The 21,541-nt window shown below is 69.9% G+C and carries 20 protein-coding genes; 10 read left to right on the top strand and 10 right to left on the bottom strand.

The features are described from left to right. The 5 genes from ACLJOO_RS37615 to ACLJOO_RS37595 form a co-directional block, all read right to left on the bottom strand. A partial coding sequence (locus ACLJOO_RS37615) for a DUF222 domain-containing protein (RefSeq protein WP_410792464.1) occupies positions 1-986 on the bottom strand: 986 nt, incomplete at its 3' end. A gap of 462 nt (positions 987-1,448) precedes the next feature. After that, complete coding sequence (locus tag ACLJOO_RS37610; RefSeq protein ID WP_410792462.1) at positions 1,449-2,267, bottom strand: MarR family winged helix-turn-helix transcriptional regulator; 819 nt, start codon at positions 2,265-2,267, stop codon at positions 1,449-1,451. Positions 2,268-2,380: 113 nt separating this feature from the next. After that, positions 2,381-3,307 carry a COX15/CtaA family protein gene (locus tag ACLJOO_RS37605; RefSeq protein WP_410792484.1) on the bottom strand — a complete coding sequence of 309 codons (927 nt, stop codon included), beginning with the start codon at positions 3,305-3,307 and terminating at the stop codon, positions 2,381-2,383. A 19-nt stretch (positions 3,308-3,326) separates the two neighbouring features. After that, positions 3,327-4,112: an ABC transporter permease gene (locus tag ACLJOO_RS37600; protein WP_410792460.1), complete on the bottom strand. Its 786-nt coding sequence runs from the start codon at positions 4,110-4,112 to the stop codon at positions 3,327-3,329. Next, on the bottom strand, positions 4,109-4,819 hold the full coding sequence (locus ACLJOO_RS37595) for an ABC transporter ATP-binding protein (RefSeq protein ID WP_410792482.1): 711 nt from the start codon (positions 4,817-4,819) through the stop codon (positions 4,109-4,111). The genes ACLJOO_RS37600 and ACLJOO_RS37595 overlap by 4 nt, the downstream gene beginning before the upstream one ends. 139 nt (positions 4,820-4,958) lie before the next feature. Here ACLJOO_RS37595 and ACLJOO_RS37590 point away from each other — a divergent pair, with 139 nt between their 5' ends. Genes ACLJOO_RS37590 through ACLJOO_RS37555 form a run of 8 tightly spaced genes read left to right on the top strand, consistent with a single transcriptional unit; the run spans position 4,959 to position 11,519 of the window. Continuing rightward, positions 4,959-5,684, top strand: a complete 726-nt coding sequence (locus ACLJOO_RS37590; protein ID WP_410792459.1) for a helix-turn-helix transcriptional regulator — start codon at positions 4,959-4,961, stop codon at positions 5,682-5,684. Beyond that, on the top strand, positions 5,681-7,093 hold the full coding sequence (sufB, locus tag ACLJOO_RS37585) for a Fe-S cluster assembly protein SufB (RefSeq protein ID WP_410792458.1): 1,413 nt from the start codon (positions 5,681-5,683) through the stop codon (positions 7,091-7,093). The genes ACLJOO_RS37590 and sufB overlap by 4 nt, the downstream gene beginning before the upstream one ends. Next, a complete protein-coding gene (gene sufD, locus ACLJOO_RS37580) occupies positions 7,093-8,313 on the top strand; it encodes a Fe-S cluster assembly protein SufD (RefSeq protein WP_410792456.1) in 1,221 nt (406 codons plus the stop codon). Before sufB ends, sufD begins: the two co-directional genes overlap by 1 nt. Further along, on the top strand, positions 8,310-8,648 hold the full coding sequence (locus ACLJOO_RS37575; protein WP_131340840.1) for a non-heme iron oxygenase ferredoxin subunit: 339 nt from the start codon (positions 8,310-8,312) through the stop codon (positions 8,646-8,648). The genes sufD and ACLJOO_RS37575 overlap by 4 nt, the downstream gene beginning before the upstream one ends. Positions 8,649-8,671: 23 nt before the next feature. Beyond that, positions 8,672-9,433: a Fe-S cluster assembly ATPase SufC gene (gene sufC / locus ACLJOO_RS37570; RefSeq protein ID WP_410792455.1), complete on the top strand. Its 762-nt coding sequence runs from the start codon at positions 8,672-8,674 to the stop codon at positions 9,431-9,433. Continuing rightward, positions 9,430-10,686 carry a cysteine desulfurase gene (locus ACLJOO_RS37565; protein ID WP_410792453.1) on the top strand — a complete coding sequence of 419 codons (1,257 nt, stop codon included), beginning with the start codon at positions 9,430-9,432 and terminating at the stop codon, positions 10,684-10,686. Before sufC ends, ACLJOO_RS37565 begins: the two co-directional genes overlap by 4 nt. Before the next feature lies 1 nt (position 10,687). Further along, entirely contained in the window at positions 10,688-11,146 is a 459-nt protein-coding gene (sufU, locus tag ACLJOO_RS37560; RefSeq protein ID WP_410792451.1) for a Fe-S cluster assembly sulfur transfer protein SufU, read from the top strand. Beyond that, positions 11,139-11,519, top strand: a complete 381-nt coding sequence (locus ACLJOO_RS37555; RefSeq protein ID WP_167212646.1) for a metal-sulfur cluster assembly factor — start codon at positions 11,139-11,141, stop codon at positions 11,517-11,519. The genes sufU and ACLJOO_RS37555 overlap by 8 nt, the downstream gene beginning before the upstream one ends. Positions 11,520-11,574: 55 nt before the next feature. Here the strand turns inward: ACLJOO_RS37555 and ACLJOO_RS37550 are convergent, their stop codons facing one another. Further along, a complete protein-coding gene (locus ACLJOO_RS37550; protein ID WP_410792449.1) occupies positions 11,575-12,051 on the bottom strand; it encodes a quercetin 2,3-dioxygenase in 477 nt (158 codons plus the stop codon). Between the two features lie 65 nt (positions 12,052-12,116). On the opposite strand from ACLJOO_RS37550, the gene ACLJOO_RS37545 reads away from it, so the two are divergent. Together ACLJOO_RS37545 and ACLJOO_RS37540 are read left to right on the top strand one after the other, a co-directional pair. Beyond that, the gene (locus tag ACLJOO_RS37545; protein WP_410792448.1) at positions 12,117-12,725 is read left to right on the top strand and encodes a TetR/AcrR family transcriptional regulator; all 609 of its coding nucleotides are present in this window, start codon (positions 12,117-12,119) and stop codon (positions 12,723-12,725) included. Further along, entirely contained in the window at positions 12,722-13,339 is a 618-nt protein-coding gene (locus ACLJOO_RS37540) for an acVLRF1 family peptidyl-tRNA hydrolase (protein WP_410792446.1), read from the top strand. Before ACLJOO_RS37545 ends, ACLJOO_RS37540 begins: the two co-directional genes overlap by 4 nt. Here ACLJOO_RS37540 and ACLJOO_RS37535 read toward each other — a convergent pair. From ACLJOO_RS37535 to ACLJOO_RS37520, 4 genes are all read right to left on the bottom strand, one after another. Further along, positions 13,327-13,839 carry a hypothetical protein gene (locus ACLJOO_RS37535; RefSeq protein WP_410792444.1) on the bottom strand — a complete coding sequence of 171 codons (513 nt, stop codon included), beginning with the start codon at positions 13,837-13,839 and terminating at the stop codon, positions 13,327-13,329. The genes ACLJOO_RS37540 and ACLJOO_RS37535 overlap by 13 nt on opposite strands. Beyond that, positions 13,836-20,294 (bottom strand): hypothetical protein, encoded by a 6,459-nt coding sequence (locus ACLJOO_RS37530; RefSeq protein ID WP_410792443.1) that lies wholly within the window; start codon positions 20,292-20,294, stop codon positions 13,836-13,838. The genes ACLJOO_RS37535 and ACLJOO_RS37530 overlap by 4 nt, the downstream gene beginning before the upstream one ends. A 111-nt stretch (positions 20,295-20,405) precedes the next feature. Continuing rightward, positions 20,406-20,975, bottom strand: a complete 570-nt coding sequence (locus ACLJOO_RS37525; RefSeq protein WP_410792442.1) for a hypothetical protein — start codon at positions 20,973-20,975, stop codon at positions 20,406-20,408. A 9-nt stretch (positions 20,976-20,984) separates the two neighbouring features. Next, the gene (locus ACLJOO_RS37520; RefSeq protein WP_410792440.1) at positions 20,985-21,524 is read right to left on the bottom strand and encodes a hypothetical protein; all 540 of its coding nucleotides are present in this window, start codon (positions 21,522-21,524) and stop codon (positions 20,985-20,987) included. Positions 21,525-21,541: the final 17 nt, after the last annotated feature.

Below are 21,541 nucleotides of genomic sequence, written 5' to 3'. Positions count from 1 at the left end.
GCTGGGTTGCCGGGAGCTGGGTTGCCGGGAGCTGGGTTGCGGGGAGCTGGGTTGCCGGGAGTGTCTGCGGGGCCGGGGTTGGTGGTGGGGGTGTTGCGTTTGGCGAGGATGGCCATGGCTTGGATGGTGACCCACATCTGCTGGATCTTGTCGGCGGTGTGGACGATCCACAGGCCGGCCATGCCATTGGCCAAGGGGACGATCTTGCAGGTGCGCTCGGCCGTGGCGGAGCGGTGGTCGTCGGCGGCGTGCGCGGTCGTGTGTTTGGCGACCTGGCGGCGCAACGACTCCAGCAGGTTGCGGTGGGTCTGCTTCGCGGCGCGTTTCAGCACGTGCGCCTCCACGGCTCGTGCGGCCTCATCCGGGAGTTGGCTGGTGGCCTCGGAGATCGCCAGCGCCTTGCCCCAGGTTAGCGCCCCGCACCGCAAGCCGGTATGAGTGGCGGACAGCGTCGAGGTCAGACGCAACGCCGTTTCCACCCGCCGCCCCACGGTGTTGGAGGACAACCCGAGCGCCAGCGCGATCTCGCCGTGCCAGGACCGCTCGGGGTCGATCGGGCGGCCCTTGGAATCGATCTGGGTCGGGCGCGGCGCCGCGCGGTGCTCGGCTCGGCGTTGCCGGACGAACGACGCCGTCGCACCGGCCTTGATCGCCTCCCCCCAGCCGATCAGCCGGTCCGCCGCCCTCATCAACTCCACCAGCGCCATCGGCGACATCGCCTCCGGCCGGGTCCCCTCCAACGCGCCAGCCAGCGCACCACCGGGCGGCAAGAACACCCAGGCCGGCGCCTCCCGGAGCAACATCTCCCGTTCCGCGGCGTCCTGCTCGACACCGTCCCACTCCTGCCACTCCAACTCATCCACCCGCGAGAACCGATTCCGGCCCAGCAAGGCGTCCAGCTCGGCGTCCAACTGGTCCTGCTCACTGATGACCGCCGGGCCGCCGGGGAGTTCGGGATCGGTCGGGTAGGCCAGGTCGTCCGGCACATAGCCACCATCGAGCGACTCGTCATCCCAAGCACTCCACGCAGACACCACGCCTGCCCAGCCAGGAGTCGAGACGGATCTCGCCGCAGGGCCAGGCGCCGAAGGTACAGCGGTGGTGCTGATGGTGGGGGTCGTCGTGCGCGCGGCTGCGTCTGCGGTGATCTGGTGGTCACCGCCGACAGAACTGGTCGCGCACTCGCTCATGCTTCTATATTAGAACATGTGTTCGATGAACTCAACTCGCGGGCGTTCGCCAATGGATGCCAGAAGGCCTTGTGGAGTTGGGGATCTGGTCAAAAGTTGCTGACGGCAACTGAATGCGCTTGGGTATCACTTCGCGTTCGTGCCGTCCGCGGTTGCCCCGTCGGCTCCACTCACCCCGGGCGTTGACACCCTCTAGGCACTGCGGACAGGAGATATCAGGTCTCAGCCCACCAGAACCTGTCGCACGGCCCCGCGGGGTCAATGGGCGTGTGCTGCGGCGGCGATCGGCTCGAGTCCGGCGACCAGCTCGTCGAGCTCGTCCGTGCTGAGTACGTCGTACGCCGGTGACGCCAGCTCGTCGGTGAGGGCCTCGATCCGCTCCTTGGTCTGCCGGCCGGCGTCGGTGAACCCGCCGGCCGCGTCCACGAGGCCGCGGGCGCGCAGCCCGTCGACGACACCGGCCAGCTGTGCCTTGGGTAGGTGGTGGATCCGGCCGAAGTCCTCCGGCCTCATTCCGTGCGAGAGAGCCAGGAGGACGTGGGCCTCCGTGCCGCCGATGCCGTGGGTGACGAGGGCGGCGTTGTGACCGTCCCCGCGGTGCTCGCGCAGCAGCGTCGCCGCGTGCCAGAGCCTGGCCACCGGCTCCTCGGGTATGTCGATCGCCCGCAGGCCGGCGTACAGCGCTCGGCCCTCGGTCGGTGCGCTGACCGCCGCACGGGTGGCGAGGTCGGCGACCCGGACCAGACCGGGGGAGTCGGCAAGTTCCCCGATCATCTGCCGCAGCGCGGCGGCGCTGCCCCGCTCGCGCACGGCGATCGCCTCCTCAGGGGTGGTCTTGCCCCAGACCCACGGGATGTGGCGCGCCACCTCGCCGTCGGCGAAGTTGTAGAAGACCGCATGCACAACTTCGGCCGGCACCAGACCCAGCGGCGCGGCCCGGCCGGCGAAGTATCCGTCCCAGTAGTTGCGCATGCCGAGGGCCAGGAACGCCTCGGTCGGCCCCTCGGAGAAGGTGACGGTGGCGATCGGCTCGACGAGCTCGAACATGCGGTGGACCTTGGCCTGTGAGTGCGGCATCGTCGGCATCTCCTTGGTCGTGACAGCGCCCTTGTGAGCTGCCTCTGACCCTTGCGACGAACAAGGTGGCCCGGATTCGACACTTCCCGTCGACACTGCCGGGCGAGGGCCCGTCAGGTGGCGGGCGTCCCGCGTTCGCCGTACACGGCTGTGACGAGGGCGATCAGTAGGCCGGCCAGGAACATGTGGACAAGGACGACACCCCACGGCAGGCCGGTGAAGTACTGCGTGAAGCCGACGACGCCCTGCAGCAGCTCGATGGCGAGCAGCCACGCGGCGAGTTTGCGCAGCGTCCGCGACGTGGCCGTCACGCGGGTCGCGATCACCAGCGCGATGGTGATCCCGAACAGGCCGAAGACGACATCGGAGTGCAGCTGGCTGACCAGCTCGGGATCGAAGCCGTTGCGGCCGGTCTCCGGGTCGCCGGAGTGCGGGCCGGCTCCGGTGACAATGGTGCCGAGGGCAACGGTCAGCCAGACCGCCACCACGGCGGCGGTTGCGAGCGCGCGGACCACCGGGGGAGTGTGCGGGTAGGGACTGGTCCGGGACCGGCGCATCATGGCCACGGTCAGCGTGATGATGATCGGCGAGACCAGGAAGTGCGCCGAGACGATCCACGGATTCAGCCCGGTGAGCACGCTGATGCCGCCGATCACCCCTTGCAGCGGGACCCCGAGCGCGGCCGCGGTCGCCAGCCGGCGCAGGTCCCGCCGGATCGGGCGGTAGCGCATGACCACCAGCCAGGTGAGGATCGCGACGATCGCGACGACGAACCCGAGCATCCGGTTGGTGAACTCGATCGCGCCGTGGACGCCGAGGGCGGCGTGCGGGACGTACGAGTCGTCGGTGCAGGACGGCCAGGTCGGGCAGCCGAGCCCCGAGCCGGTCAGCCGGACCAGTCCGCCGGTGACCACGATGCCGATGTTCACCACGACCGACGCCCAGCCCCAGCGCCGGACGACGTCCAGGCTCGGCTCGGGAACCAGTCGCCAGAATCCGCTGACTGGCTCAGTCTCTTGGGGCGGGGTCTCGGTCGTCATCACCGGCACACTCTAAAGGTCAGTCCCAGCGGAAGGTGCGGGAGACCAGGTACCCCAGCACCCCTGCCCACAGTGCCAGCGACAGCGCCGCCGCCCACGGAATCACCCCTTCTACGGTCGAATTCGCGATCCCGTTGGCGAGCGCGGCACTCGGCAGCAGACGGACGACGCCTTGCATGCCCTCCGGGTACTCGTCGACGGGCGTCATGATCGCGCCGCCCACGAGCAGCAGCAGGTACAACAGGTTCGCCGCGGCCAGGGTCGCCTCGGCCCGCAGTACGCCGGCCATCAGCAGACCCAGTGACGCGAAGGCCGCCGTACCGCACAGGACTGTGAGGACGACGCCGAAGACGGCCTCGAACCCGCCGATCGGCTTCCAGCCGAGCGCGAACCCGGTGCCGATCAGAACGACGAGCTGGATGACCTCGACGATCAGGACCGCGCCGATCTTCCCCGCCAGCAGACCGGTGCGGGACAGTGGTGAGGCGCCCAGGCGCTTGATGACGCCGTATCGGCGCTCGAAGCCGGTCGCGATCGCCAGCGAGGTGAACGACGAGGACAGGATCGCGAGCGCGAGCACCCGGGGGACCGCTTCGTCGATCGGCCGGCCGCTCCCGAGCGGCAGCCGCTCGCCGAGGCCGGTCCCGCCGAGAAGGAGCAGCAGACCGAGCGGAATCACCAGCGCGAGCAGTAGTTGCTCGCCGTTGCGGACGAGCAGCTTGAATTCCATCCGGGTGTGCGCGAGCACCTTCCGCGGCCAGGGCGCGCCGCCCGGCCGTGGGGCGTACGTCGCAGCGCTGCTCATCGCGTCTCCCGCTTCGGCGCGGTCAGTTCGAGGAAAACGTCCTCGAGGGACTTGGTGTGGTGCTCGGTGAGGGAGTCCGGGGTGCCGGAGGCGATCACCTGGCCGGCCGACACGACATGCACCTGGTCGGACAGCTGCTCGGCCTCGTCCATCGCGTGCGTCGTCAGCACGACCGTCACACCGTCGTCGCGTAGATCGCGGATCAGCTGCCAGATCTCGCGCCGGCCGTGCGGGTCCAGCCCGGTGGTCGGCTCGTCCAGGAACGCGATCTCCGGCCGTCCGACGATCGCCAGCGCGAAGGACAGTCGCTGTTTCTGTCCACCCGAGAGCCGCCGGTACGGCGTTCGCCCGCAGCTGCCCAGGTCGAGGCGCTCCACCAAGGCGGGCACGTCGAGCGGGTGGGTGTGCAAAGTGGCGACGTACCGGAGCATCTCGACCGCGCGGACGCCCGACCAGGCGCCGCCCTCCTGGAGCATCACGCCGATCTTCGGCATCAGGTCGTCGTGGTCGGCGAACGGGTCCAGGCCGAGGACCCGGACGCTGCCCGAGTCCGGGCGCCGGAAGCCCTCACAGGTCTCCACGGTCGTGGTCTTGCCGGCGCCGTTCGGGCCGAGCACGGCCGTCACCGTGCCGGCGGCTACGGTGAGACTGAGACCGTCGACCGCGGTCTTCTCGCCGTACCGCACGACGAGGTTGTCGATCTCCACCGCGACTGGCACAACGGCAGCATAGAGAACGCCCCGGAGTGACCTCGCTCACGGTCACCCGCGGCGCCCCGCGTGACCGCGGGAACCGGTAAGGGGAGCCTTATTTGAAGGCCCCGGTGAATTACGCGACACTGATGTTGTGAAAACTCCTGCGACCGACCGAGCCGTGTCCCACGGCGCTGCCGGCGCGCGGGACGAGTCCACCCGGGACCGGGTCGCACGCTCGATCCTGACCAACGGCCCGTCCAGCGCCGCGGTGCTGGCGGAACGGCTCGAACTCACCCCGGCGGCGGTGCGCCGGCACCTGGACCACCTGCTCGACGAGGGCCTGGTGGAATCCCGCGAGGAGCGCGTCTACGGCCCCCGCGGCCGCGGCCGCCCGGCGAAGGTGTTCGTGCTGACCGACTCCGGCCGGCACGCCTTCCACCAGGCGTACGACGACCTCGCGGCGACCGCGATGCGGTTCATCGCCGAGGCCGGCGGTGACGACGCCGTGGCCGAGTTCGCCCGGCGCCGGTCCGCCGAGGTGGAGCGACGCTACCGGGAGCTGCTCGACGCGGCCCCCGATCACCAGAAGGCCGAGGTGCTCGCCCAGGCGCTCACCGCGGACGGCTATGCGGCCTCCACGGCGAAAGCTGCCCACGGAGAGCAGCTGTGCCAGCACCACTGCCCGGTCGCGCACGTGGCCGAGCAGTTCCCCCAGCTGTGCGAGGCCGAGACCGAGGTGTTCTCGAGACTCCTCGGCAAGCACGTGCAGCGACTGGCCACCATCGCCCACGGCGACGGTGTCTGTACGACGCATATCCCGGGTACCAGCCCGGTTCCCCCTGTATCCGACGGCGAAGCTGCGAGGACTACACGATGACGCAAACCGCTCACCCCGAACTGGAAGGCCTCGGCAACTACCAGTACGGCTGGTCCGACTCCGACGCCGCCGGCGCGGTTGCCCAGCGTGGCATCAACGCCGACGTCGTGCGCGGGATCTCGGCCCTGAAGAGCGAACCCGAGTGGATGCTCGACCTGCGGCTGAAGGGCCTGAAGCTCTTCGACCGCAAGCCGATGCCGTCCTGGGGTGCCGACCTGTCCGGAATCGACTTCGACAACATCAAGTACTTCGTCCGGTCGACCGAGAAGCAGGCGACCAGCTGGGAAGAGCTGCCCGAGGACATCAAGAACACCTACGACAAGCTCGGCATCCCGGAGGCGGAGAAGCAGCGCCTGGTCGCCGGCGTCGCCGCGCAGTACGAGTCCGAGGTCGTCTACCACCAGATCCGTGAGGACCTGGAGGCGCAGGGCGTCATCTTCCTGGACACCGACACCGGCCTGCGCGAGCACCCGGAGATCTTCAAGGAGTACTTCGGCTCCGTCATCCCGGTCGGCGACAACAAGTTCGCCTCGCTGAACACCGCGGTCTGGTCCGGCGGCTCGTTCATCTACGTCCCCAAGGGCGTCAAGGTGGACATCCCGCTGCAGGCCTACTTCCGGATCAACACCGAGAACATGGGCCAGTTCGAGCGGACCCTGATCATCGTCGACGAGGGCGCCTACGTGCACTACGTCGAGGGCTGCACGGCGCCGATCTACAAGTCGGACTCGCTGCACTCCGCGGTCGTCGAGATCATCGTGAAGAAGGGCGCCCGCTGCCGCTACACGACGATCCAGAACTGGTCGAACAACGTCTACAACCTGGTTACCAAGCGCGCCACCTGCGAAGAGGGCGCGACCATGGAGTGGATCGACGGCAACATCGGTTCCAAGGTGACGATGAAGTACCCGGCCGTGTACCTGATGGGCGAGCACGCCAAGGGCGAGACCCTGTCGGTCGCGTTCGCGGGCGAGGGCCAGCACCAGGACGCCGGCTCCAAGATGGTGCACAACGCGCCGTACACCTCCAGCTCGATCGTCTCGAAGTCGGTGGCCCGCGGCGGCGGCCGGACGTCGTACCGCGGTCTGGTCGAGGTGGCGCCGGGCTCGCACCACAGCAAGTCCACGGTGCGCTGTGACGCGCTGCTGGTCGACACCATCAGCCGTTCGGACACCTACCCGTACGTCGACGTCCGCGAGGACGACGTGGCGATGGGGCACGAGGCGACCGTGTCCAAGGTCAGCGACGACCAGCTCTTCTACCTGATGAGCCGGGGCATGGCCGAGGACGAGGCGATGGCGATGATCGTCCGCGGCTTCATCGAGCCGATCGCCCGCGAGCTCCCGATGGAGTACGCGCTGGAACTCAACCGGCTCATCGAGCTGCAGATGGAAGGGGCCGTCGGCTGATGTCCTCGGCAGAGACACTGGTTGCTACCGGCAACCGGGCACATTCCCACGGACCGGGTTCCCCGGTCCCGCTCCAGGCGCGCAGCGAGCGGCCGACGTCGTACGACGTGGCCGACTTCGCGGTGCCGAACGGACGCGAGGAGGAGTGGCGCTTCACCCCGGTCAAGCAGCTCAAGGCCCTGTTCGAGGACGCGGCCGGCACCGAGACCCCGAAGATCGACGCCTCCGGTCCGGAGGGCGTCGTCTTCGAGACCGTCGCCGCGGACTCGCTGAAGGTCGGCAAGCCGCAGGACCGGTCCGCGGCCGTCGCCTGGAACCACGCCGGCGACGCGTTCGCGGTCCGGATCCCGGTCGAGGCCGAGCTGACCGAGCCGGTGCACGTGAACGTCGCGAGCCTCGGCGCCCGCGGCTTCAGCCACCTGATCGTGGACGCCGGCCGGCACAGCCGCGCGATCGTGATCATCGATCACACCGGCGCGGGCGACCTGAGCAGCAACGTCGAGGTCGTCGTCGGCGACGGCGCCGAGCTGCGCGTGGTCAGCATCCAGCAGGCCGACCACGAGTCGATCCACCTGGCCCAGCACGATGCGCTGGTCGGGCGGGACGCGAAGCTCCACCACGTCGTCGTCACCCTGGGCGGCAAGATCGTCCGGATCGGCACCAACGTCCGGTACGCCGGACCTGGCGGCGACGCGGAACTGCTCGGGGTCTACTTCGCCGAAGGCGCGCAGCACCACGAGAACCGGCTCTTCGTCGACCACGAGGCCGCCAACTGCAAGAGCAACGTGATCTACAAGGGTGCGCTGGCCGGTGACCACGCCCGCTCGGTGTGGATCGGCGACGTGCTGATCCGGGCCGCAGCCGAGGGCACCAACACGTTCGAGCTGAACCGGAACCTGGTCCTGACCGACGGCGCCCGCGCCGACTCGGTGCCGAACCTGGAGATCGAGACCGGCGAGATCGAGGGCGCGGGGCACGCGTCCGCGACCGGCCGGTTCGACGACGAGCAGCTGTTCTACCTGCAGGCCCGCGGCATCCCCGAGGACGCGGCGCGGCGGCTGGTGGTGTCCGGCTTCTTCAACGACATCATCGGCAAGATCGGCGTACCCGAGGTCACCGAGCACCTGCACGACGTGATCGAGGAGAAGCTGGCGCGGGCCGCGGAGTTGAGCGCATCGGCACAGCGCCTATCGGGCGAAGAGGCGGTCGTCGGTCAGTGAGCGACACGTTCGAGCGCGCCTGCGCCGCCGCCGACGTCCCCGACGAGGGTGTGATCCCGGTCGAGGTCGGCGGTGTGGAGGTCGCGGTCGTGAAGAGCGAAGGGCAGTACTTCGCGGTGCGGGACGAGTGCTCGCACGCGCAGATCCAGCTGTCCGAGGGTGACGTCGGCGAGTGCGAGATCGAGTGCTGGCTGCACGGGTCCCGTTTCGACCTGCGCACTGGCGAGCCGACCAGCCTGCCGGCGTACGACCCGGTGCCGATCTACCCCGTGCGCCTCGACGGCGACGACGTACTCGTCGACGTGAAGAACCCACTGAACCAAGCATCCCTGTAAACGACGGAGATAGAAGAAACCTCATGGCGACACTCGAGATCCGCGACCTGCACGTGTCGGTCGACACCGAGAACGGCCCGAAGGAGATCCTGCGGGGCGTCGACCTGACCATCGCCGCCGGCCAGACGCACGCGATCATGGGCCCGAACGGTTCCGGCAAGTCCACGCTGGCGTATTCGATCGCCGGCCACCCGAAGTACAACATCACCAGTGGCACCGTCACCCTCGATGGCGAGGACGTTCTCGACATGAAGGTCGACGAGCGCGCCCGGGCCGGCCTGTTCCTGGCGATGCAGTACCCGGTCGAGGTGCCGGGGGTGTCGGTGGCGAACTTCCTGCGGACGGCCAAGACCGCGATCGACGGCGAGGCGCCGAAGCTGCGCACCTGGGTCAAGGACGTGAACAAGGCCCTGTCCGACCTGGACATGGACCCCAGCTTCGGTCAGCGCAACGTCAACGAGGGCTTCTCCGGCGGTGAGAAGAAGCGCCACGAGATCGTCCAGCTGGAGCTGCTGAACCCGAAGATCGCGATCCTCGACGAGACCGACTCCGGCCTCGACATCGACGCGCTGAAGATCGTCTCCGAGGGCGTCAACCGGTTCGCGTCCCAGGGTGACAAGGGTGTCCTGCTGATCACCCACTACACGCGGATCCTGCGCTACATCAAGCCCGACTTCGTGCACGTCTTCGTCGACGGCCGCGTCGCCGAAGAGGGCGGCCCGGAGCTGGCCGAGGAGCTTGAGGCCAACGGCTACGAGCGGTTCCTGAAGGCTGGCGCGAAGTGACCGACGCCCGGACGTTCAGCAGTCCCCTGGACCTGCAGTCGGTCCGGGCGGACTTCCCTATCCTCTCGCGTGAGTTGGCCGGCGGGTTCCCGCTGGTCTACCTGGACTCGGCCAACTCCTCGCAGAAGCCGCGCCAGGTCGTGCAAGCGATCGAGGACCACTACCTCAAGCACAACGCGAACGTCGCGCGGGCCATGCACCAGCTCGGTGCCGAGGCGACCGCGGCGTACGAAGGCGGCCGGGACAAGGTGGCCGCGTTCATCGGGGCTCCTTCGCGCGACGAGATCGTCTTCACGAAGAACGCCTCGGAGGCGCTCAACCTGGCCGCGCACACGCTCGGCGCGTCGTTGAAGCCGGGCGATGTCGTGGTGGTCTCCGAGATGGAGCACCACAGCAACATCGTCCCGTGGCAGCTCGCGTGCGAGCGGACCGGCGCGACGCTCAAGTGGTTCGGCGTGACCGAGGACGGGCGGCTGGACCTCAGCAGCATCGAGGAGCTGTTCACCGAGAACACCAAGGTCGTCGCCCTCACCTGGGTGTCGAACGCGCTCGGCACGATCAACCCGATCAGCGACATCGCCGCCAAGGCGCACGCGGTCGGCGCGACCGTGGTGGTGGACGCGTCGCAGGCGGTCCCGCAGTTCCCGGTCGACGTGTCAACGCTCGGCGCGGACATCCTGGTCTTCACCGGTCACAAGGTCGTCGGACCGACCGGTATCGGCGTGCTCTGGGGCCGGTACGACCTGCTCGCGTCGCTGCCGCCGTTCCTCGGGGGCGGCGAGATGATCGAGGTCGTCCGGATGACCGGTTCGACGTACGCGCCGCCGCCGGCCCGGTTCGAGGCCGGTACGCCGCCGATCGCGCAGGCGGTCGGGCTCGGTGCGGCCGTCGACTACCTGTCCGGGATCGGGATGGACAAGATCGCCGCGCACGAGCACGCGATCGTCGAGTACGCGCTCGAAGGGCTGAAGACGGTCCCCGGCCTGACGCTGCTCGGGCCGACCGACGCGAAGGACCACGGCGGCGCGATCAGCTTCGCGCTGGACGGCGTACACCCGCACGACGTGTCGACCGTGCTGGACACCCGCGGGATCGCGGTCCGGGCCGGGCACCACTGCGCGCGGCCGGTGCACGAGCGGTTCGGAATGCAATCGTCGACCAGAGCGTCTTTCTACCTGTACACGACTCCCGAGGAGATCGACGCGCTCGTCGACGGACTCGGGTTCGTCCGTTCTTTCTTCAAGGTGGACTGATATGCAGCTCGACAGCCTGTACCAGGAGATCATCCTGGATCACTACCGAAGCCCGCACCACGCGGGCCTCGCGGACCCGTACGACGTGGAGGTGCACCACGTGAACCCGTCCTGCGGGGACGAGGTCACGCTCCGGGTCGAGCTCGACGGCGACACCGTGAAGGGCGTCACGCACGACAGCGTCGGCTGCTCGATCAGCCAGGCGGCGACGTCGGTGATGTCGGACCTGGTGATCGGCAAGCCGGTGTCCGAGGGCATGGCGACGTACGAGAAGTTCCTCGAACTGATGCAGGGCCGCGGGAATGTCGAACCGGACGAAGAGGTTCTGGAGGACGGCGTCGCATTCGCGGGCGTCGCGCAGTTCCCGGCCCGGGTGAAGTGTGCACTGCTGGGCTGGTCCGCGTGGCGCGATGCCACCGCCCAGGCCCTGGCTGCCAACCAAGGAGTGAGCAATGCCTGACCAGACCGACGAGAAGATCGAGCTGCCCGAGGTCGACCTCGAGGCGGCGCAGGCGGGCACCACGCCGGCCAAGGTCGAGGACGTCAACGAGGCCCTCAAGGACGTCGTCGACCCGGAGCTCGGCATCAACGTGGTCGACCTGGGCCTGATCTACGGCATCACCGTCGACGACACCAGTACGGCGATCATCGACATGACGCTGACGTCCGCGGCCTGCCCGCTGACCGACGTGATCGAGGACCAGACCCGGATGGCGCTCGACGGCCTCGTCAACGACTTCCGGATCAACTGGGTCTGGATGCCGCCGTGGGGCCCGGAGAAGATCACCGACGACGGCCGCGACCAGCTGCGCGCCCTCGGCTTCAACGTCTGAGTGTTTTCCGCAGTGCGAGAGCCCGGGTCAGGTGGCCCGGGCTCTTCGCATCTGCTCAGAACGGCGGCGGTCCGACGATCTGGATGGCGCCGGTCTTCTCGGCGACGTCCCGGATCCGGTCGAAGTCGACCGGGATCGGCCGGCTTCCCTCCGGAGCGGGTTCGCTGGCGAGCCGGAAGAACGCCTCGTCCGTGCCCGGTGTCAGGATCGTCAGGAGCCTGGCCGTCGGGGAGACGACCGTGAAGGCGTGCGGTACGCCGCGGGGAATCACCACGACTCCACCGGCCGAGAGGCCGCGCTTCTTCCCGTCGAGGTCGAGCAGGATCTCACCGTCGAGCAGGTAGAACGTCTCGTCCGACGCGGGGTGGATGTGCAGCGGAGTCACCTTGCCCTGCTCGCCGACGAACTCGAAGAGCAGGAACGCGCCTCCGGTCTCTTCCGAGGTCGCCAGCCAGGTGTGCAGCCCGCCGCCGCTGAACCACCGCCGTTCGCCCTCGCCGTGATCGCGGACCGTCGCAGCCAGTGTGGTCATGTCGAATACCCCTCCCGTTTTGTGGGACTCGAGTCCCATTACGAACGTACGGTACCGTGTATTCCATGTCAACGGCGTACGAGCAGTCCGGACGGACCCGGCAGAAGCAGCGCACGCGCAACGACCTGATCGCCGCCGCCCGTGAGCTGATCACCCAGGGCGGATCGGCCCCGACGGTCGAGGAGGCCGCGGCGGCTGCGTCGATCTCGCGGACGACGGCGTACCGGTACTTCCGCAGCCAGGCGGAGCTGCTCGCCGCCGCCCACCCGGAGGTCGAGCTCACGTCCTTGTTGCCGGCCGACAGCGGCGACGACCCCGAGGCTCGGCTGCTCGCGGTCGTGGCGGCGTTCGTCAAGATTGTGCTGGAGTTCGAGCCGCAGCAGCGCACGATGCTTCGCCTGTCGCTCGAGCCGTCCTCACAGCCGGGTCAGCTGCCACTGCGGCAAGGACGTGGGATCGGCTGGTTCGAGGATGCGCTCTCCCCGGCCCGCGACAGGTTGTCCGAGGCTGCCGTCCACCGGCTCGCCGTCGCTGTGCGCAGCGCTGTCGGCATCGAGGCGCTGGTCTGGCTCGTCGACGTGGCCGGCCTGAGTCGCGACGAGGCTGCGGACGTGATGCTGTCGTCGGCGCGCGCGATCGTGCGTGCCGGACTGTCCGAGGGGACTGGCGCATGACGCGCACCGTTCACGTCGCGCCGGAGCGGTTGGACAAGTGGCTGACCGGGTTCGGTGAACGGCATGGTGAGGTCGTGTACGACGTGACGCCGACGAGCGTCACGTTGGCGGCCGAAGACGGCGAGTCCGCTGTCGTCACCGTGCCTTTCGAGCCCCTCACGGAGTTGTCCCGCGCGGGGCTCGTGGCGCATGTGCTCACCGAACGACGGCTCGGCGTACTGCTCGTCCGGCGCGGTGGCTACGGCGCCGGGGTGTTTGCCGGCGGCAAGCTTCTCGACTCGAAGGTCGGGTCGCGGCACGTGCAGGGGACGACCAAGGCGGGCGGCTGGTCGCAGCAGCGGTACGCGCGTCGGCGGGACAACCAGGCGCGCGAGGCGTTCGCGGCGGCCACCGAGGTCGCGGTGCGGATCCTGGCGCCGGCGAAGCTCGACGTACTGGTGTGCGGGGGAGACCGTCGTGCGATCGACACGGTGCTCGAGGATCCGCGCCTGAAGGATCTCCGCGGGTTGGTGCGGCCGCCGTTCCTCGGCGTACCGGATCCGAAGCAGAAGGTACTCGAGCAGGCCGGCCTCGACGCGCGCGCGATCCGGATCGACGTCGATCAGCCGGAGTAGCTGTCCCGGACGGCCAGCAGCCGGTCCAGCCGGAAGCGTCCGGGGTCGCGGTCCCGTTCGGCCTGCCCGGCGTCCGTCCAGAATGCTTCCGCAGGCACGGAGTCGCCGGCCGGCGGGACGAACTTCAGGACCTCCTGCACGGCTTGGCGTGCGTAGGCCATCACAGTGCGGGCCGCCTCGGACCGGTCGTCGGCAGGCACCTCGCCGGCGATCCAGTCGGCGACCGCCAGCCACTGCCCGGCATCGACCAGCTCCGACGGCTCCGGTCCGCCGAAGGTCGCAACATCATCGAGAAGTCCCTGGTACGGCGGTGAGAACAGGTACTCCCGCTCGACGCCGCAGCCCACACACGTACCGACGTACCTCAGCGCCGCGTCGAGGACGTCGTACTGCCAGGCCGCTTGGTCCGAGCCGCAGTCCGCGCACGCGGTCAGGTCGAGGTAGAGCAGCGCCTCGGTCGTCGTCCGGGCGATGGCGTACGGCGGGTCGTAGTCGTTCAATCGATCGTCATCCCGCTCGCGGGGTTGGCGGTGTGGCTTCGGCGCATCGCTGCCTTCGCGGTCCGGGTGTGACTCATCCGCGAGTCGGTCTCGGCGAGTGCTGCCGCCGGGATGCCGTGCTGTTGCAGTGCCTCGACGACCGCGCTGGTGAAGCGCCGCGGTGGAGCGTCGGGCTCGTGCAGGGCCTTGAGATCGACCAGGCCCTCGGCGAGGAGGGCCAGCCGCGGGTGCAGTGTGGCGAACGCCGCCGCGAAGCCGCGGTCGCCCCGGCCGGTCATGGTGCCGTCCGGGTGCGCGACGTACACGGTTCGCCGGCCGCTCGCCTCCCGGACTGCCAGTCGGACGTTCACGTCCTCGCGCCGGGCCTGGTCGAGGGCATCGACCAAGGGCCGGTACGGATGCTGTTCGTCGGCGTCCACGGTCACCTGCACGGTCCTGACCCGTTCCGGTTTGAAGCTGGTTCGGGCGGGTTGACCGGATTCCATCCGCGCCCGCATCTCGTCGTACTCGTGCCGGTACATCGTCAGGTACGCCTCGCCGGACGCCGCACGTCGCAGCGTGGCGGAGCGTTCGACCTTCGGGTGCCTGCGCCGGCCGAGCCGGAGGCGCTCGAAGTCCAGGTGGTAGTCCACCCGCACTTTGACGGTGACGACCTGCCCGGACTCGTACATGCCGGTCTCATGGCGCGCACCGACGGTACCGGTGTCCTGCTCGCTGACCCGTCGGCTGCTCGTCGTGCTCACGCTGAGCTCGCCGCCCGGCGTACTGGTGCCGATCGTCCGGGAACCGGGCAGCAGCCTGTTGCTGCGGGCGGTCAGCTGACTGACCCGGAGCGCGCGGGAGTTCTGGCCGAGTTGGGTGGTCGACTCCTCGTCCGGATCCGACACCAGTTCCAGGTCCGAAACCTCCGCGCGGACCCGGATCGCGACCACGCGCGCGCTGTCCCCGGGCACGGCGAGCGGGACGAGCTTGTACCCCGACGGACCGGCCATCTCCTGGAACGCGACCATCCGGTTCGCGCCGCCGAGCCGCGACTCCAGCGTCGAGGCATGCATCCGTACGCCGTCGGGCTTGAGCAGATCCACCTCGCCGAGACGAGCACAGGCAGCGTCGAACAAGGCGTTGTCCTCCGCGTCGCCGGGCAGGTAAGGCAGCGTGCCCTCGGGGAGGTAGTGCTCGGGCAGCACCGCAGTCCGGTGGTCTGGGATCTCCGGCCCGAGCTGCGGGGGAGCCGAGTCGAGCACAGACGCTGGTACGGCGAGACTCATCCGCCCGTGGGCTTCCCGGCGGGTCGTGGAATCAGAGGTCCCGCCGGGGACCGCCGAGTCTTCGATCTCGATGAAGAGCTGATAGTCCCGCTCGACCCGGGCCGTTTCGATCGCCAGGGCGGTGGTGATCTGGGTGCCGGCCTCGGTGCTCGCCGCGGTGGTGGAGGTGTTGAGCTCCGCGCCGGCACCGGCGGTCGCCGGGATCCCGTCCGAGCCCGAGAGGTCGAGCGAGGCGCCGTACGACGTGCCCTCGGTCCGGCTGCGGCTACGGTCGCGCAGGCTCCACAGCTGGACGAGGCCGAAGCCGTTGCCGCTCTGGCCCTGCGTCCCGCCCACCTCGGTGCTCGGTTCGCCGACGAACCTCAAGCGCACGCGGACGCGGAGGTTGCGGGTGCTCGCACCGATGCGGACCGGAAGCTCGCGGACGAAGCCGCGCGGGTCGAGCATGTCGTCCAGCTGGTTCCGCCAGCGGGTGCCGGCGAGCTCGCCGCGCAGCGCGTCCACCAGAACGGGATCGTCCAGCGCCTGCGGCGAGTGCTCCGCGACGGCTGCGCAGACCTCCCGGAACGGGTCGGTGTCGTTGCCGTCCGGGTCCTGCAGCGAGGCCTGGTCGACCTGCGCGGCGCCCATCATTCGGTCGTAGTGGCGGGGGAGTTGCGGCACGACTCGCAGCCGCGCGAGATCTTCGGCCTGGGCCAGTACGGCGTCGAGCCGCTGATCGGGCTGCGCCGGAAGTCCGGCCGTCGTCCGGAAGGCGTCGACCAGCACCTCGTCGGTGTGTCCGGCAGCGAGGCCGCCGGTGGCGCCGCGCTTGTCGATCCGGTAGCGGCGCAGCAGGGCGTTCCTGGTGCGGCGCGGGAGAACGAGGTTGCCGTTGAGAACGCGCTCGACGGCGTCGGAGACCTGGTGCAGTGGAAGGTCCAGGTCGCGCCGTCCGTACGACTGCAGCGCGTCGCGCTCGGGAAGTGTGAGGAGTACGGCGCCGTTCTCGAGCGGGATCCGGCGCGGTGCGGCACCGCCGGACCGGAGCTGGGCCTCGAGGACGAGATCGCCCCAGAACTGGTAGTGCTGTCCGTCCCGCATCAGGGTCCGCTCGACGCCGCTCGTGGCCGACTCGGACGCGCTCGACGAGACGGTCGCCGTACGGGTCAGCCCGAGCGAGCCGCCGTACGACTGCCCGTCGGCGGACACGGCGCCACTGCCGCCGTTGATCCCCGCGGTCGTGGCGGCCGACACGCCCGCGGTGCTTCCGGTGGTCGCCAGCGTCACGTTGAGCTCGGCGAGAATGGGGTGCCCGGTTCCGACGTACCTGAGGTTCTCAACCCGCGTCGTGACGGTCAGGGCGGTCGGCCGTGGAGTGAGACCGCGTTGCCGGATCGCCTCGAGCGGGTCGGACGGTTCGGAACCGACGGCCAGGCTGGTGCGGTACTCGGCGGTGAGCAGCTCGGGCCGGGCGATCAGGTTCCGCGGGGCGAGGAATCCGCTGAGGTGCTGCAGGGCGGAGCTGCCCTCGAGGCCGGGTACGGCGGCGGTCAGCTGGGCGATCGGGTTCCGCGCGTCGATGTGGTGGACCGCCACCGTCTGCAGCAGCTTGGCTTCGACGCGGCCCGGTACGGCGACCGTGGGCTGCACTCCTCCGCAGAACTCGCTGTCGAGCCAGACCTGCGCGCTGCCCTCGGACGAGGCCACCGGCACCGCCGTCCCGTCGGACGTGACCTCGCTGACCGTGATCGTGTGCGGTACGTCGAACACCGAGACCGTCGAACCTGACTCGGCCACCGTCATCCGGTACGCGCCTCTGGTGGACGACCATCCGATGGAACGGCCGCGCGACGTCCGGCCGACCGAGGCACCCGCCGTCGGTGTGGTCCCGGCGTCCCCGGCGGCCGGCGCGTTGCTCAGACCCAGCCGTGCCGACCACGGCACACTCTGCGCCCGGGAGCCGGTACGTCCCGACGTACTGACGCCGATGTCGACGTTGACGACCATGTCGTTGTCCGCGACGCCGATCGGCGTCGTGCGGTCGAAGTGCTGCTCGAGGGCGATCTGGTAGGTCCGGACCCGTGGCGGGTGGCCAGTGCGGTGCTCGGTGAGTTGAAAGCGCAGCCGGTCCTGTGCGGCATGGTCGTACCCGGTCTCCAGCCGGTGCTTGGCGATTTGCTGGCAGGCGCGTTCCCAGTTCTCCACCTGGCTGAGTACGACGGCGGGGTCCTGATCGGTGAGAGCCGACGGCATTGGGCGGCCGTCGTCGAGCGGCGGGATCATGCCCTGCTGCGACAGGTGCGTGAGGAAGTCCTGCAGTGCGTCGTCGGCGCCGGTGAGCTCCCGGATCATCGCCGGTCCGGCGCCGCGCAGCTGCCCCGGTCCGTTGCCCAGCCACGGCGGGAGTTGCAGGGGAGTGTCGGTCGGGCGCGGATCCCCGCGGAGGAGGATCCGGCCGTCCGTACCGCGTCGTACGGCTCCATCGGCATCCCGGAGCAGGGCCGCGGCGGGGACCGGGAGTCCGTAGCGGAACGCGTCCCGCTCCGCCATCCGCAGGCAGGCGTCGCCCGCTCCTTCGGTCGTGAACGATTCGTCGCGGTCGAGGCGATGGACAGTGACCTTGTGCCGCAGGCGCAGCTTCATGCCGACGGTCGGCGCGATCCGCTGGGTGCTCCACCGGCTGCCCAGGTCGGCCGTCGACGCGGTGTCCTCGTGGCTGGTGTTCCGTCCCGCGTGCAGTCCCGGAGCCAGGTCCGCGGTCGTCGGGCCCAGGTCGGAGATCGGCGTACTGCCCGTGAGGCCGGCCGTGCGCGACCGGCTGAACGACTGACTGCCGGACGCGCCCGAGTTGCCGACGCGCCAGAGTTCGAGTTTGTGATCCGGCGAGCTGTCGCTGGTCAACTCGGCGGACTCGAGGTCTACGTCCGTCTCCAGCTGTGCCCAGGCGACCGGTCGGCCGCCCTCGGTGATGAGGCGCCAGACACCGCCGGGCCGCGTGGTCTCGTCCAGCCGGATCATCCCGTCCTCGACGACCAGACCGCGGACCCGGTCGTGTCCGACACGGTCGACCGATCCGAGTCGATGCTGCAGCTCCGCCAGGGTTCGGTCGCAGAGGTCGTTGAGGCCGTCGACGCGGGTGGCCATGTGCTCGGGCATCGCCGTACGGCGTTCCGCGGCCAGACCCAGCGTCTCCAGATCGGTCGTCTCGGTCGGCGGCGGAACCGTGTAGGTGTGGATGTAGCCCAGGTCGAGCGTGGCAGCGTCGTGGTCCGCGCCGGTGTCGACGACGTTGGGCGGTGACCAGTCCGCGGTGGCCGACTCGCGGATCCGCCAGATCCAGCGGGGCCGGTCCGAGCGGTACCGCAGGAACTCGCCACGGAGCGCCTCGACCGCGCCCGTCTGGGCGAACTCGGTCGCCCCGCCGGTGACCGTCCGGCCCCGGCCGCGGCTCAGTTCGGCGCCGGGGGCAACGAACGCGGCGGCCACCTTCAGTTTGTTCGTGTCCGGCAGCGCCTCTGTCACGGCCCGGAGGCTTGTGCTGGCTGTCGCTGCGGTGTTCTGGGCTGCGGCGGTGGCGACGCTGAAGCCGCTCTGGACCACCTGCCCCACCTGGGCCTCGTCGATGGTCAGCGGGCTGTCGAGCACCTCGTGGAGCTCGCCGGGATCGAGTTGGAGGTGAAACTGCAGGAGGTCGTCGGCGTCCGCGCGCGCGTCGTTGCCGATCGTCAGCACGAAACCGTCGGGCGAGAGGATCCGGCGGCTCTCGCCGCGCAGCGTCCGGTGCAGAACGTCCGGGGTGAAGGAGTACGGCGCCTTGTGCTCCTCGAGCGCCTCGTTGAGCTCCTTGCACAGCCTGGTCAGGTGGGGGAGCCGGCCGGACGGAAGGCCGTTGTGCTGGACGTCCTTGGCCGGGAGAGTGGCCGCGGTCGCCTGCTCGTACGCCCGAACCTCCCGTACGGCGGCCTCTGTATCGCCTTGTGGGGACAGCGCGCGGAACGCCTCGGCCGCGGTCCTGGCCTGATCTGCCGCGGCGGTGCACAAGCGCGCGATCTCGGTATGACGGTCGGCGACCCGGAGCCGCGCGACGGCCCGGACGCGGAGCCGGCGGGCGCGCTCGCTCGCGGATGCGTCCCGCGCGCCGGCCTCGTCGTCGGCCGCGGTGAACAGCTCCGCCGCCTGGTCGCGGGCGTCCGCCGCGCTCGCGGTTCGTACGTCGGCGCGCCGCATGTGATCCGCCGCAGCGGACTCGAGATCGGCGACCTGCCGACGTACGCGGGCGTGGAAGCGTTCCTCCGGAGTCGTCGCCGGCGTCTGCTCCGCCTCAGGTACGACGACGTGCAGACCGGTCCACGGCGCCCTCGGAGCAGGGTGCCCGCCGTGGCGGATGGCGTCGGACAGGTTGGTCAGGTCGGTCTCGACATCGGCGAGCGCGCGGACACCCAGCCCGTCCCGCGTGTCCCGCCACTCCACACTGAGCCGGCGGAACTCCTCGTACTGCGCCTCCGCCCGACGATTCCGTACGGCGCGGTGCGCCCCGGCGCTCGCCCTGATGTCGCTCACGAGCCGACGGATCGGCCCGAAGAATCCACCCGCCGCTGCGCGTCCCGTACCGCTGCCCGGTTGGTGCACGCCGCCGACCGGGCGTCGCGAGCGGCCCGGCGCCCGCAGCGTCGCGGGCTGTTGCTGTGTGAGGGCCAGGCGCTCCGCGTCGCGGGCCAGGGAGTTCGCGTTGGCGACCAGATCCGCCGCGAAGGGCCGGTTCGAACCCTCCTGACGGGCCCGCGCGCTGGTCAGCCGCCGAAGGTCGGCCTCGCTCTCGAGCCGGTTGCCGTCCAGCAGATCCTGCAGCAGAGCCTGTGCCTCGCGCTGCTGCACTGCGGGCAGCCCCGGGAGGTCGAGCAGGGCATCGAGCCCACCGGTCGCGCCGTCCGCCGCACTCCCGCCGCGCACCCGTTCGAGCTGGGCTCCGACGAACGCTACGGCTTCGGCGACCAGGCGGTCGTCGCCGACCGCAGTCGCTCGCCGGGCAAGCCTGCGCTCCAGCCGGCGAAGGGCCTTGCGGGCCAGTCGTTCACGAGAGTGCCCCAACCGCAGGCCGCCGGCCTGCAGGGCGATGGCCTCGGGCGCCACCACGCCGACCGCGAGCCCGAGCGCCTGGCGCGCGCGAACCCGCGGGTCGTTCTCCGTGCCGGCAGCACTCGTCAACGCCAATCTCCCCGTTCAGATCACCGGACGGGGAGATTAGCAACCAGCTGTTCAATTTCTCGCCACAAATCCCACTAGACGAGTTAACAATTACCGGTGGGGATTCTCACATCAGGAGTCGCTGTACAACGCGCGGAAGTCCGCCAGCGTGCCGGTGTAGTACTCCAGGTCGTCATCCAGCCGGGCGCGGCTGACCAGGTACGGGTCGCGGGCCTTTGCGTCGGTGCCGAAGCTGGTCCAGATCTCCGAGTCGGGGACCGTGTCACCGCCGTTGGTACCTTCCGGCAGCGACTTCATCGCCTCCCGGATCGCCTCGGCGGCGAGTTCCCAGCCGAGCTCGACATAGTAGCGCGCCTGGCCCGGTTGACCGTCGTACGCCATGTCGGCCGCGATCGTCCGGTCGGCGTACAGGTGTCCGACGACCGCCCACTCCGCTGCGTCGACCAACTGCGACCGGCCCAGTCCCCAATGCGCTCCGAGCCGGGTGGACGAGTGCTGCGACGAGTACGGGATGGTGATCTCGCCGATCGGCGACCGGTAGGTCCAGGCATCCGGGCCCTCGACGAGGTTGTCGCCGAGCTCGAAATCGGGGGCAGGCGCCAACACCTCACCGGGTTGCGGTCCGGCCTGCGCGGTCTCCAGCGCGACGTAGATCCGGGCCTCCCACAGGGTCCTTGCCATCGGCATCGGTTATCTCGCTCCTGTCTCGCTGATTTCTCTGCCCAGTTCGGCATACGCGTCACGCGTGACCAGTAACCTGTCCAGCCGGAAGCGCCCCGGTTCGGCGGCACGCACCGCCTGTCCTTCCGGTGTCCAGAACTCGTCGTCCGGTACGGCGTCCGCGCCGGCCGGGACGAACTTGATCACCTCGGCGACGGCGGACTGCGCGATGGCCAGCACCCTACCGGCCTCGACGGGATCCGTGGGGACGGCCGCCGCGGCGATGTCGGCGACGTCCAGCCACTGGCCCGCGTCGAGGATCTCGGAAGGCTCCGGACCGCCGAACGTCGGCCAGCCGTGCACCGGTGTCTCGCGTGCCGGCAGCCCGAACAGGTACTCGCGTGCGGCGGAACACCCGGGGCAGATCGCGGAGTAGCTGGACGCCAACTCACCATCGACCTGGACCAGTGCCTGTTCCCAGGGCGCGTCGACCGACCCGCAGTCCGGGCACGGATGCAGCTCCAGGTACAGCTGCGCCTCGTCCCAGGTCCGCGCCACCGCGAATGCCATCGAGCCCCTCTCGTCCA

Source organism: Kribbella sp. C-35 (genome assembly GCF_046549195.1).
In the GTDB taxonomy this organism is placed as follows: Bacteria; Actinomycetota; Actinomycetes; order Propionibacteriales; family Kribbellaceae; genus Kribbella.
This window is presented reverse-complemented; position numbering and strand designations above follow the sequence as displayed.